We start from the raw sequence: 12,964 nt of genomic DNA on the forward strand, positions 1-12,964 counted from the left end.
TGCTTATAGCACTATTGTCTACCTTAATAGTTTTATGTGCAATCCTACTAATCAGTTTTTTATGGGAACGTAGGAAATGCCTGCGGATGCAACAACGATTGTTCCGTGAATCCAGAAAGTTGGAACGTACCAGCCATATCGCTGCTGCTATCTTAAAGAATGTGCATGCCTTTATTCTGCTAATAGACAACGATTTTAAAGTGCTGAAGACCAATTATTATCAGAAAACCGGAACCAAGAAAGGAACAGAAGAAAAAAGAGTGGGCGACCTGCTGCAATGCCGTAACGCATTGGCAGCCGAAGGAGGTTGTGGCACACATAGTTTTTGCGGTTCCTGTCCGATACGTACTGCCATACGCCAGGCCTTTGAACAGAGACGGAACTTCACGGATCTCGAAGCAACTTTATCCGTAGTCACATCTGATAATACGACTGTGGAATGTAACGCAGTCATATCCGGCTCCTACTTCCTTCTTAATGAAGAAGAGAATATGGTCATCACCGTACATGACGTCACCCGGCGGAAACAAGCCGAAGAGGAATTGAGACTAGCCAAAGAAAAAGCTGAAAAAGCGGATATTTCAAAATCTGCCTTTTTAGCTAATATGAGCCATGAAATCCGCACCCCTCTCAATGCCATCACCGGATTTGCAGAGGTACTAGGTAGCGCAAATACCGAAGAGGAAAAGGCTCAATACCAGGAAATCATAAAAATGAATGCCGACCTCCTGATGCAGTTGGTCAACGATATTCTGGATATGTCTAAAATCGAAGCCGGAACATTGGAATTTGTACAGACAACGGTTGACGTCAATCTATTACTTTCAGATTTACAACAACTTTTCCAGATGAGAGTCAATGACGCCGGAGGAAAGATACAAATTATAGCGGAATCATCTCGTTCTTCGTGCATGATTCAAACGGATCGCAACCGGGTAGCGCAGGTACTTTCCAACTTTGCCGGCAACGCCATTAAGTTCACCCACGAAGGTAGTATTCGCATCGGATATGAAGCAAGAGATACCGAACTTTACTTTTATGTCAAGGATACCGGAGCAGGAATTCCGGCAGAGAAATTACCGGATGTCTTCGAGCGCTTTGTGAAACTGAACAAAGATAAGAAAGGAGCCGGACTGGGACTCTCTATTTCTCAAACCATTGTCGCCAAACTAGGCGGTCAGATCGGTGCGGATTCCGTAGAAGGTGAAGGTTCTACATTCTGGTTTACAATTCCTTATCGGACATGTGGTAAACCACGGTAACAAATTCGACTTCATAAAAAGTTTTAATTAAACATTTTATCACAATTTTATGTTGTATTTTTGCGGTTCAAACTAAACGCATGTATCTGCATGAGTACAAATAAAAATGACTATTATCATTTAGGACTTACGGATGACGAAGTCCTACAAAGCAGGGAGAAAAACGGTATTAACCTGTTAACACCTCCCAAGCGTCCTTCCCTCTGGAAACTTTATCTGGAAAAATTTGAAGACCCGGTTGTACGCGTACTGTTAGTAGCAGCCGTTTTCTCATTAATCATTTCCATCATCGAGAACGAATACGCTGAAACAATCGGAATTATAGCAGCTATCTTACTGGCCACCGGAATCGGTTTCTTTTTCGAGTATGATGCCAGCAAAAAGTTTGATCTGCTGAATGCAGTCAATGAAGAAACATTGGTAAAAGTGATCCGAAACGGACGTGTCCAGGAAATTCCCCGCAAAGACATAGTGGTAGGTGATATTGTAATTTTGGAAACGGGTGAAGAAATCCCGGCCGATGGAGAATTACTGGAAGCCATTTCTTTGCAAGTAAACGAATCAAATCTGACAGGTGAACCTGTTATTAATAAAACAACTGTAGAAGCTGACTTTGATGAGGAGGCAACTTATGCTTCCAATCTGGTGATGCGTGGAACGACAGTGGTAGACGGTCACGGCACCATGCGCGTTCTACACGTGGGAGATGCTACTGAAATCGGGAAAGTAGCCCGACAAAGCACAGAAGAGACCCTCGAACCTACTCCGCTGAACATACAGTTGACTAAACTTGCAAACCTCATCGGAAAGATTGGTTTTACTGTGGCCGGTCTCGCTTTCCTTATTTTCTTTGTCAAAGACGTATTATTATTCTTTGATTTCGGTTCACTGAACGGATGGCATGAGTGGCTTCCTGTTTTCGAACGAACACTGAAATATTTTATGATGGCAGTTACACTGATTGTAGTAGCTGTGCCTGAAGGATTGCCAATGAGCGTCACTCTTAGCCTGGCATTAAACATGCGTCGCATGCTTTCTACCAACAACCTGGTGCGGAAAATGCACGCCTGCGAAACAATGGGAGCCATCACCGTGATTTGTACGGATAAAACCGGTACACTGACTCAAAACCTGATGCAAGTACACGAGCCTAATTTTTACGGCATCAAAAATGGCAGTGTTTTGTCCGACGATGATATCAGCACACTCATTGCAGAAGGAATAAGCGCTAACTCAACCGCTTTCCTCGAAGAATCAACGAACGGTGAGAAACCGAAAGGAGTAGGAAATCCCACCGAAGTAGCTTTATTGCTTTGGCTTAACAAGCAAGGAAAAAATTATCTGGAACTTCGCGAGAAAGCACACATCCTCGACCAACTCACTTTCTCTACCGAACGGAAATTCATGGCAACCCTTGTTGAGTCACCACTAATCGGCAAAAAAATACTTTATATAAAAGGAGCTCCGGAAATTGTTTTGGGTAAGTGTAAAGAAGTAGTCCTGGATGGACGGCAAGTAGACGCCGTAGAATATCGCTCCACAGTAGAAGCACAACTGTTGAGCTATCAGAATATGGCTATGCGTACACTTGGATTTGCATTCAAGATTGTCGGAGAAAATGAGCCTAATGATTGTACGGAACTGGTTTCAGCCAATGACCTGAATTTCTTGGGAGTAGTTGCCATCTCCGACCCGATTCGTCCGGACGTACCTGCCGCGGTTGCTAAATGTCAGTCTGCAGGTATCGGCATCAAGATCGTGACCGGTGATACTCCGGGAACTGCAACGGAAATCGCACGCCAGATAGGTCTTTGGAACCCCGAAACAGATACCGAGCGGAACCGAATCACCGGTGTTGCATTTGCCGAATTGAGCGATGAAGAAGCACTGGATAGAGTGATGGACTTAAAAATCATGTCCCGAGCCCGCCCGACTGACAAGCAACGCCTGGTGCAACTGCTTCAGCAAAAAGGAGCAGTCGTAGCCGTAACCGGAGACGGAACCAATGACGCCCCGGCTTTGAATCATGCCCAAGTAGGTTTGTCAATGGGTACAGGTACTTCTGTAGCCAAAGAAGCCAGCGATATTACCCTGCTCGATGACTCCTTCAACAGTATCGGAACTGCTGTTATGTGGGGACGTTCCCTGTATAAGAATATCCAGCGTTTCATTGTTTTCCAGCTAACGATCAACTTCGTAGCACTGCTCATAGTTCTATTGGGTTCTGTGATCGGTACGGAACTTCCACTGACTGTCACACAAATGTTATGGGTGAACCTGATTATGGACACTTTTGCCGCTTTGGCTCTTGCTTCCATTCCCCCCAGCGAAACCGTGATGCTTGAGAAACCTCGTCGCGGCACTGATTTTATTATCAGTAAGGCAATGCGGTCTAATATATTAGGTGTGGGTTCCATCTTCCTCATCGTACTACTCGGAATGATTTATTATTTCGACCACAGCACGGAAGGTATGAACATACACAACCTGACCATCTTCTTCACCTTCTTTGTCATGCTGCAATTTTGGAATCTGTTCAATGCCCGTGTATTCGGCACTACCGATTCTGCATTCAAAGGACTTTCCAAGTCGTACGGTATGGAGCTCATTGTACTGGCTATCCTTGCCGGACAATTCCTAATCGTACAGTTCGGTGGAGCTGTATTCCGTACGGAACCGCTTGACTGGCAAACCTGGCTTCTTATTATAGGCGTTTCGTCCACGGTGTTATGGGTTGGAGAACTTATTCGCCTTGTTCAACGTATTATTCACAAAAAAAACAGAAATGAAAAGTAAAGGAATAAAAAACCTTCTTATTGATTTGGGTGGTGTACTTATCAATCTCGACCGCCAACGTTGCATTGAGAACTTTCAGAAATTAGGGCTCCGGAACGTGGAGGACTTACTGGATATCCATAATCCGAACGGGCTCCTGATGCAACAGGAAAAAGGATTAATTACACCCGCCGAATTCCGCGACGGAGTTCGTAAGATGATAGGCAAAGCAGTAAGCGACAAACAAATAGATGCAGCCTGGAATAGTTTTTTGGTAGACATACCGACACACAAACTTGATTTATTATTAAAATTACGTGAGAAATACGTCGTCTATTTATTGAGTAATACCAACCAAATCCATTGGGACTGGACATGTATTCATCTGTTTCCCTACCGCACATTTAAGGTAGAAGACTATTTTGAGAAAACGTATCTCTCTTTTGAAATGAAAATGGCCAAGCCCGAACCGGAGATCTTCAAGACAATCATAGAGGATGCCGGTATCGAGCCGGAAGAAACGCTCTTTATCGATGATTCCGAGATGAACTGTAAGGCAGCACAGGAGTTAGGAATTATCACTTATACTGCAAAAGCAGGCGAAGACTGGAGCCATCTTTTCAACAGCAAATAATTTTAGAGATATGCAGATTATACGTGACACATCGGCTATTAACCCGGAACCCAGTGTAGCTACCATCGGTTTCTTTGATGGAGTACATGCAGGACATCGCTATCTGATTCAGCAAGTGAAGGAGATAGCCGCCGCCAAAGGTCTACGCTCTGCATTGGTTACCTTCCCCGTTCATCCCCGCAAAGTGATGAATGAGGATTACCGTCCGGAACTTCTGACCACCCCGGAAGAAAAAATAAGTCTGCTTGCAGACATCGGGGTAGATTACTGCCTGATGCTTGATTTCACCCCGGAAGTTTCCCGGCTTACCGCCCGGGAATTCATGACACAGTTGTTAAAAGAACGTTATCAGGTAAAATACCTGGTTATCGGCTATGACCATCGTTTCGGGCACAACCGCAGCGAAGGCTTCGAGGATTATGTACGCTACGGGAAAGAAATTGGTATAGAAGTGATCCGCGCCAAAGCATATACCAGCAATATAGAAATAGAGAACGTACCCAACGTTCCGGTAAGTTCTTCCCTGATCCGTAAACTTCTTCATCAAGGAGAAGTGGATCTGGCTGCTGATTGCCTGAAATATGAATATTTCCTTGACGGAATAGTAGTAGGCGGCTATCAGGTAGGGCGGAAAATAGGTTTTCCAACGGCCAATTTAAGCGTGGATGATCCTGATAAACTGATCCCCGCGGACGGTGTATATGCCGTATGGGTGACATTCGACAAAAAAACATATATGGGAATGTTAAACATAGGTGTCCGCCCGACGATTGATAATGGGCCTAACCGAACCATTGAGGTGAATATCCTTCACTTCCATTCGGACATATATGATAAATTCATCCGGCTTACTTTCGTAAAACGGACGCGTCCCGAACTGAAATTCTCCAGTATTGACGAGTTAATAACGCAACTCCATAAAGATGCCGAAGAGACGGAAGCTATTCTTCTTGCCAACAAGGCAGGCAGCAACAGCAGAGAAACAAAATAAATAATACAATAACCGATAATAATAACTTTAAAATAGATTCTTATGCAAAAGTCATTTATGAGCATCTCTTTGGTGGTAATAGCTATCTCAATGTTAGCTATGTTTATCTATAGTTTCTTTACAACTAAATAAAGACCAATGAAAACGGCTATCAAACTGATATTAATTGACCTTCTCATTGCACAGATTGTCGCCCCTATCCTGATTATGATTCCCTGTACGATCTATTTATTAGTCTCCACAGGAAATTTAGACAAGGTTGCTCTGACGCAAATGATCATGATTCCGGCCCAATTAGCCGGTCAGATTATGATGGGTATTTATCTATGGAAAGCCGGCTATATCAGTACACAAAAGACAACATGGTCACTCGTATCAGCGCCATACCTAATTTGTAGCGGTCTAGCTATTCTCACCGCTGGCTTTCTGGTATCTGCACTTATGGGACTGCTAGACTGGATACCCAACATCATGGAGCAATCTTTCGACATTCTCCAATCCGGTTGGGGCGGTATTCTCGCAATAGCTATCATCGGTCCTATACTTGAAGAAATCTTGTTTCGCGGATCCATAACCAAAGCTTTGCTGCAACAATACACCCCGACAAAAGCTATCCTCATTTCAGCGCTTCTATTCGGTGTCTTTCACATTAATCCGGCCCAGATACTTCCCGCATTTCTGATTGGTATCCTACTGGCATGGACATACTATAAAACCGGTAGCCTGATACCTTGCATACTCATGCATATACTGAATAACTCCTTAGCAATATATCTTAGTATCCAATATCCCGAAACAGAAAACATGGATGATTTGATAAACGGCACCCCCTATTTAATTATCTTTTTCTGTGCGATTTTCATACTGGCAGGAGTTATTCTATATATGCAACGCATGACTGCTAATAAGTAGAAGTCATATCTTCAGGAACACAAATATAAAAATCTGCTCTTCCTTTATTCTCTTCGTCAAGTTGGTCTATACTTTCCTGGCGGACCGCACAAACTGTTTTAATTGTTGTACCCGGACGATATTGAAGCAAATAAGGAATGATTCCTTCTTTAAAATCTGAATGATAATTTCCATTAAAATGCAGGAATTTATTTTTTATATTACGGGCTATAAACCATCCCATTGTCGCATCTTTGATAGCTTGGGCCTGTGCCAGATATTCTTGGTTACCTTTACTTTTACCCATCATCTGCATTAATGCAAAAGCTCCTCCGTCCTCTTCTTTATAAGTAAATTGCACAGGAAGCGGCGGTAAATACCGTTTTGCTTCATCAGATAATGAATCCAAATACTGTAAGCCATTATTCTTTACAACATTCGCATAACGCCGAGGTACATTAGTTGCGATAAACGGAATCTTCTTCTCTTTTGCAAAAAAGACAAATGGAGAATAATCTGTACTATAATTATCCCACAAACGAGCTTCCGTTTCAAATCTGTCATAAGAAATGAGCCGACGCATGTATTCATCCAAAATCAATTGGTTGTCTGATTCAAACATTTCAGCTCCCATCATTAACTTATCTTTGTGAATAGCATATAGCGAACGGGTTATTTCATACTCCAGCCAATGAGTGATACAACAATTATGAATCTCACCAATAAACACGACATCCGGCTGTACCAACGCTTCAATAAGCTCGTCATAGCCTATTTCCTTACCATCGGCATCAAACAATGTATATGCTTTTTTATACCCCTTCTGAGCAAAAACGGTCACTCCTCCTACAAAACATAGAAGTAATATACCACAAATTCTTGAAAAAAATAACTTATTCATATTTTTGATGTTTTCCTATATATAACAATACAAATTTATCCGGATTCATTAAATTTCTGAACGCCCTCTGAATATCCACCGTAGAAATACTATTGAGACACCGTTCATACTGCTCAAAATCAGCAACAGATTCACCATTTTTCAATAAATTCACAAGATTGGTGCGCCATTCGGCAGAAGCCTCATCAGAAAGCACTTTTCGCTTAGTAACCAGAAAAGACTTCTTCAAAGCCTCCAATTCATCTTCATCTACTTTATTCGTACGAAGCTCTTTAATTATCTGCTTGATAAGATTTTCCACTTTCTCTGTGTTCTTAAAATCAACAGAAGCCGATAAATCGAAATAGAAAACCTGTTGTGGCAACCCATTGTAAAATAATGAAGCGTATGGAGAATAAACAATATTTTCCCCCTCACGTAAAACGCTCAACAATCGGTTTTGCAATATATCGCGCATCAATTTCAGTATAAGACTATTTTTCAAGGAAGGTTGGTAATTCCCGTAAAAAACATAATCAAATATAGTCTGGGTATCGTTATCATTCGGAAACTCTTCTATATAAGTTTTCCCGGGAAGTTTAAACGGCTTATTGATATAAGCTATCGTGTTTGCTTCCGGTATGCGTCCGAATGTAGAAGCTAACAGTTGTTTAATACTGTCCGTATCAAACTTCCCGGTCACTACGAACGTCATCTGGGACGGATTACTATATAATGAACGATAATAGTTTGCAATTTGATCCAAATCAAGTTTCTCCAAATCTTTTTTTGTCAGGGGTGGACGAGATACGGTATTTCCCATCAATGAATCCAGACGATTCGTCAACATACGGTCAGAGGCACGTTTCATCATTTGCTCAAGCACCGTTTCTTTACCGAAACGCTCTATTTCATCTTTACGTATCTCCTCAAAATCTTCGTAGCAAAGTTCCGGACGATACATTTTCTCGTACATTAAATTAAAAAGCTCTTTTGCTTTATCAGCAGGTGACATACCCATAATATCATGCCAATAATTACTGATGGCAATATTCATTGATATTTCTTCCTGTTGCATAAAAGAAGACAATGTATCGTAAGGCACACAGGCCACTCCTCCCATTTCCATATAACCTCCGGTTCCCTCATAAAGAGGATAATCTGCATCGGACAAGTCCGCTGTTCCCCCTCTTCCAAAAGCTGTCACAAAAATCGATTGATTTTCATCATTTGTCGGACGAAGAAAAACACGTAAACCATTCTTCAAAGTTACTTCCGTCACATTAAGATCCGGGTAGTTTTTCTCACCAACTATATCCGAAGCCCTGAAAGGATGACTTTCTGCCAGACAAACAGGTGTCACTACATTTTCCTCTCCTCTATCTTTTTGCACATACTCAAAATCCTTAAACGGGCTCTTGGCTCCTTTATCCCATGCCTGAACAACTTCTTCTTTCTGCAATGAATTTTGTTTTCCGGCATTATTACGATAGGCTATCAATAATGCTTGTTCTTTATATGAGAGCCATTCAGACAACAGCTGTTGCAAAGCGGCACTTTCAGTCGCACGTATCTTACCGGCCAACTGTTCCATTTCACTGTCAGACTGAATATAACGATCACCGGATATAACATAATCAACAAAATCATCACACCATTTAGAAGATAACTGAATCGAGTTATCAACCTTCAAATGCTTGACATGCTCATTAATGGCATCTTCCATTTCTTCTTGCTTAAAGCCATTTTTCCTGATAGACTCCATTTCATTAGACAGTTCGCTAACCTGTTGCAAAAGATTATCCTTATCTGCTCCGGAAAAGGCAAAAACAAAATGATTCTTGTCAGAAAGAAACCATGCGTCAGAAACATTACACCGGATATTCCGATGTTTCAACCGATTACTGATCGCACGTATCAATAAAGCACCCAGTTCCTTTTGGTAAATACTTTCAATCGTGTTTCCAACCACACAAAGGTGAGGAATCATCAGCTCCAGCTCCGAACTACGTTCCAGATTATCCCCAATCTCATATAATGCGACTCCCGGATCATAGGTCAGCGGATAAGTATGATACCCCTTGATTTCCTTACGCGGAATGGACGAAAACATTTCCTTGATTTGCTTTTCAATAGATACAGGATCTATATTACCAACCACAACTACAGTAGCCATCTGTGGAGAATACCATTGCTGATAAAACTCGATTAATGTTTTACGATCAATATTGCGAATATCTTCGGAACTTCCCAACGGCATACGCTCCGTAAAATGGTTTTTACCAATCTTTAATGCATAGAAGTCATCTCCCAAGTCATATCCACGTAATTCTTCCAAGATAACTCCCCGTTCTTTCTTCGTCCGCTCTTCATCAAAAGTGATTCCACTTAGCCAGTCTTTCAGGATTAACAAAGTCTTACCACTAACTTTATCGTCTGTTTTATCCATTGGTACTGTCAACATAAATATTGTGCGATCATATCCGGTTACCGCATTTATATCACGACCGAATTTCATACCCAAAGTCTCCAGATAATCGACCATTCCTCTGCCGGGAAAATGCTTACTACCGGCAAACGACATATGCTCCAGAAAATGGGCAGCTCCTTTTTGCTTTTCCGACTCTTGTACGGAACCAATACGCATCACTAACCGGAACTCGGTTGTATGAACCGGCGCCTCATTAGAAAGAATTAAATAATGCAGGCCGTTAGCCAAAGTTCCTTCAACTGTATTAGGTGGTAAATTCACCTTTTTCTCCGAATGAAAAACTTGTTGTCGTGCAAGCATATTCATGGTCGTTCCTCCTAATAGAACTACCATGAATAAAATAAATTTAGATCTTGTCTGTTTAAACATGAATGGTTGTTTTATATATTATATTTATTCGTTTAATGTATAAGTTACGCGGATCTGGGTATACCCCAACGAATTGACATGATCCCAAGGAAACTGGAAACTAAAAGTTTTCTCATCATACATACCTTTCGGTTCAATCCAGTCAGAGGGGTCATTCTCCCAATAGTCCTCATCAATATACGCAGACACCAGACAGTTAATCGGATTCAAGGTTATTCCTTCTTTTATCAAATCACTGACACTCGTTTCCACCATATTACCACCTTCTTGAACCACAATCGTACCACCTTCGTCAGCCATTTGCTTCCAACGGTTCCAAGCGGTAAAAGAATATTCAAAAGGTACTGTTTCAACTTCGTCCTCCCAAATATCTAATACCGGTCTGACAAACGAGAAAGCTTTTTCCTCCGGCAATAATTCCAAATCATCTAAAACAACACTAAATATTTCCTTATTAACATCAAAGTCAACCGCTTCCAACATAGAAATATACCTACTTCCTTCATAAATCCAGAATTCACTCTCCACAGTTTCCTTTCTGTATATTTCCCACAAAAAAGAAGTTATACCCATTGGATTATCAATCATTTTAAGTATTGGCCGGTCTGCAGTAGCATTTTCGCTCAATGTTATTATCGTTTTTCCCATAAAAGAACGAGTTTCAGTATCACTGAATATTCCAATCTCATCTGTTGGAAAAGTCACTTCTACACGACAACTTACCTCACCCATAAAACGATTAAGATTAAGCCCGTATTTCTCCATATATCCATGGATTAATTCTATCTGCTGCTCCGTTAATTCGGGTAAAGTCGGGTTTGGCCTTACTGTCAGCCTCAAATCATTCCACGGCTGCATACGTTCATCTGTATAATCCTTTACTTTCAAGGTAATCGTCCTTTGCCTATTCAATAAACTCTGACGATTGGAAAGTACTTTAAAACTTGCCGTTTTTTCGCCTGCTTTCATTTGAACTGTTCCGCCCTCCAAGCGCAAAATATCATCTGTATTATCTGATAATTCAAAATTAATCGTAACATCTTTTTCTACGGCAGTAGCTAAAAGCACATCGACAGAAATAGCACGATCATCGTTCTCCGAAAGTGCCGGGTCATCAGAAGTACTGATCTGTATATAATTGCGTCCTTTATAAGTATAGTCAATATCATTGCTACAAGCTGTAACCATCCAAGACAGCCCAAGCAAAAATATGAATAAAGAATAATATTTGTATTTCATAATCTTCTTTGTTTTTAAGATAGAAAAATTATCTGTTCAGAGGCCATCCCTCATTTTGAGTAATATTCTCATTATATTTATATTCAGAACGGGGAATAGGAAAACACCAACGATAATCGCTGTTCTCTACTTTCGCCTCTTCACTCTTTCCCCATTTTGATAACCGGGACAAGCTTCCCGAATGTAAACGTTTCAAATCAAAATACAAAATGCCTTCACCTGCAAATTCTTTCATTTTCTCCAGATGAACAGCTTGTAGCAGTGCATCCCCTGTCAATCCTTCATCAAGAGTGGTAGCCTGACAAGCTTCCAGATATTCATTCAGTTTCTGAATTGCCAGCCTCTCCTTACCTGATGTCTTACTATAAGCTTCAGCTGCTATGAAATAGGCACCAGCATAACGCATCACATTGATATATTGTATACTTTCCGACTCTTTATTTACTTTATTGTATTTGCCTAATAAGTCCCTTTGCTCTCCTTCCATTTCAAAAGGGTACACATTATATGTTTCCCGTATATCTCCTTCTCCATACACAATTTGAGGATTCAATGCGAAATAGTCTCCATTTGTCGCATCAAACTGTATGTCAGCATAAAAACTTTTTGCTGTATAAAATCCGAAGATACGTTCCTTACAAGAGGCAGTTTCCCACAAGCGCTTATATCCCGAAACGGTAAACATGTCATCCGTTGCCTGCTCCAATACCTTCTCCGCATAAATCGCAGCTTGTCCATACTGCCCCGCATATAATTCCAGTTCAGCAAGTAAATAATATACAGCCGTTTGAGACAACCAACCATTGTTTGCCGGAGCATTCTCTGAAACCACCGCTTCTGTCAATAAGGTACGGATAGCCGACACACAGGTTTCGATAGAAGAACGCTTTGGATATTCAAGCCCCAGATGTTCTTTCAAAACAATACCGTCAGCTTGAGGATTTTTGTCATAAGCCGGTGCAAACAACCTTAGTAAATTGAAATAGCAAAGAGCTTTCAACGCTTTACATTCACTTATTATAGCTGCTTTTTTTCCCTCCTCCGAAGCATTTTCCAATACAATATTATTCACCCGCTCAAGCAAAGTATTACAAGAAGCAATCGTATTATAATATTCCAGCCAAATATTTTCTGCCAGAGAAGTTATAGAATTATCCTGCCACAAATAAAGATTTTTCTGGCTCATATCCTTTCCTGTGGCAGATGTCTGACAAAAGTCATCACCCAAGATAGAAAGTTCATATTCATAATGCGGATAAAGCAAATAAGCAGATGCCAAAAGAGAACGCGCTGTGGCAACATCGGTAATAGCATCAGGATCCGAATACTGGTCGGCAGGAGGAATGTCAAGTGAGCAAGACGACATTCCCGATACAATTCCTGATATGGCTATAAATATATAAATAAAATTCTTTATCATAATCATTAATCG

At 41.1% G+C, this 12,964-nt stretch carries 9 protein-coding genes; 5 read left to right on the forward strand and 4 right to left on the reverse strand.

Annotation, left to right across the window (positions count from 1 at the left end; all coding sequences use genetic code 11):
* Positions 1-86 precede the first annotated feature (86 nt).
* From GD631_RS02135 to GD631_RS02155, 5 genes are all read left to right on the forward strand, one after another.
* Positions 87-1,262, forward strand: coding sequence for a sensor histidine kinase (locus tag GD631_RS02135; protein WP_143260205.1), 1,176 nt, complete (start codon positions 87-89; stop codon positions 1,260-1,262).
* A 90-nt stretch (positions 1,263-1,352) separates the two neighbouring features.
* Complete coding sequence (locus GD631_RS02140; RefSeq protein ID WP_143260204.1) at positions 1,353-4,058, forward strand: calcium-translocating P-type ATPase, PMCA-type; 2,706 nt, start codon at positions 1,353-1,355, stop codon at positions 4,056-4,058.
* The gene (locus tag GD631_RS02145) at positions 4,048-4,671 is read left to right on the forward strand and encodes an HAD family hydrolase (protein ID WP_143260203.1); all 624 of its coding nucleotides are present in this window, start codon (positions 4,048-4,050) and stop codon (positions 4,669-4,671) included. Before GD631_RS02140 ends, GD631_RS02145 begins: the two co-directional genes overlap by 11 nt.
* 10 nt (positions 4,672-4,681) lie before the next feature.
* Positions 4,682-5,662: a bifunctional riboflavin kinase/FAD synthetase gene (locus GD631_RS02150; RefSeq protein WP_143260202.1), complete on the forward strand. Its 981-nt coding sequence runs from the start codon at positions 4,682-4,684 to the stop codon at positions 5,660-5,662.
* Between the two features lie 138 nt (positions 5,663-5,800).
* Complete coding sequence (locus GD631_RS02155) at positions 5,801-6,574, forward strand: CPBP family intramembrane glutamic endopeptidase (protein ID WP_143260201.1); 774 nt, start codon at positions 5,801-5,803, stop codon at positions 6,572-6,574.
* On the opposite strand, the gene GD631_RS02160 is transcribed toward GD631_RS02155, so the two are convergent.
* The 4 genes from GD631_RS02160 to GD631_RS02175 are packed head-to-tail and all read right to left on the reverse strand — an operon-like array spanning position 6,564 to position 12,952.
* Positions 6,564-7,454 (reverse strand): ChaN family lipoprotein, encoded by an 891-nt coding sequence (locus GD631_RS02160; RefSeq protein ID WP_143260200.1) that lies wholly within the window; start codon positions 7,452-7,454, stop codon positions 6,564-6,566. The two genes, GD631_RS02155 and GD631_RS02160, sit on opposite strands and share 11 nt — an antisense overlap.
* A complete protein-coding gene (locus GD631_RS02165) occupies positions 7,447-10,257 on the reverse strand; it encodes a M16 family metallopeptidase (RefSeq protein ID WP_223225930.1) in 2,811 nt (936 codons plus the stop codon). Before GD631_RS02165 ends, GD631_RS02160 begins: the two co-directional genes overlap by 8 nt.
* A 60-nt stretch (positions 10,258-10,317) precedes the next feature.
* Positions 10,318-11,532 (reverse strand): DUF4929 family protein, encoded by a 1,215-nt coding sequence (locus GD631_RS02170; protein WP_143260198.1) that lies wholly within the window; start codon positions 11,530-11,532, stop codon positions 10,318-10,320.
* 28 nt (positions 11,533-11,560) lie between these two features.
* A complete protein-coding gene (locus tag GD631_RS02175; RefSeq protein ID WP_143260197.1) occupies positions 11,561-12,952 on the reverse strand; it encodes a RagB/SusD family nutrient uptake outer membrane protein in 1,392 nt (463 codons plus the stop codon).
* Between the last annotated feature and the right edge of the window lie 12 nt (positions 12,953-12,964).

Origin of the sequence: Bacteroides luhongzhouii, from assembly GCF_009193295.2 — a bacterium.
In the GTDB taxonomy this organism is placed as follows: domain Bacteria; phylum Bacteroidota; class Bacteroidia; order Bacteroidales; family Bacteroidaceae; genus Bacteroides; species Bacteroides luhongzhouii.

Excerpts from the sequence above, each read along its gene's own strand:
- GD631_RS02175 (WP_143260197.1), bottom strand. The coding sequence starts at position 12,952 with ATGATAAAGAATTTTATTTATATATTTATAGCCATATCAGGAATTGTA.
- GD631_RS02155 (WP_143260201.1), top strand. The coding sequence starts at position 5,801 with ATGAAAACGGCTATCAAACTGATATTAATTGACCTTCTCATTGCACAG.
- GD631_RS02145 (WP_143260203.1), top strand. The coding sequence starts at position 4,048 with ATGAAAAGTAAAGGAATAAAAAACCTTCTTATTGATTTGGGTGGTGTA.
- GD631_RS02150 (WP_143260202.1), top strand. The coding sequence starts at position 4,682 with ATGCAGATTATACGTGACACATCGGCTATTAACCCGGAACCCAGTGTA.
- GD631_RS02135 (WP_143260205.1), top strand. The coding sequence starts at position 87 with ATGCAACAACGATTGTTCCGTGAATCCAGAAAGTTGGAACGTACCAGC.
- GD631_RS02160 (WP_143260200.1), bottom strand. The coding sequence starts at position 7,454 with ATGAATAAGTTATTTTTTTCAAGAATTTGTGGTATATTACTTCTATGT.
- GD631_RS02165 (WP_223225930.1), bottom strand. The coding sequence starts at position 10,257 with ATGGTAGTTCTATTAGGAGGAACGACCATGAATATGCTTGCACGACAA.
- GD631_RS02170 (WP_143260198.1), bottom strand. The coding sequence starts at position 11,532 with ATGAAATACAAATATTATTCTTTATTCATATTTTTGCTTGGGCTGTCT.
- GD631_RS02140 (WP_143260204.1), top strand. The coding sequence starts at position 1,353 with ATGAGTACAAATAAAAATGACTATTATCATTTAGGACTTACGGATGAC.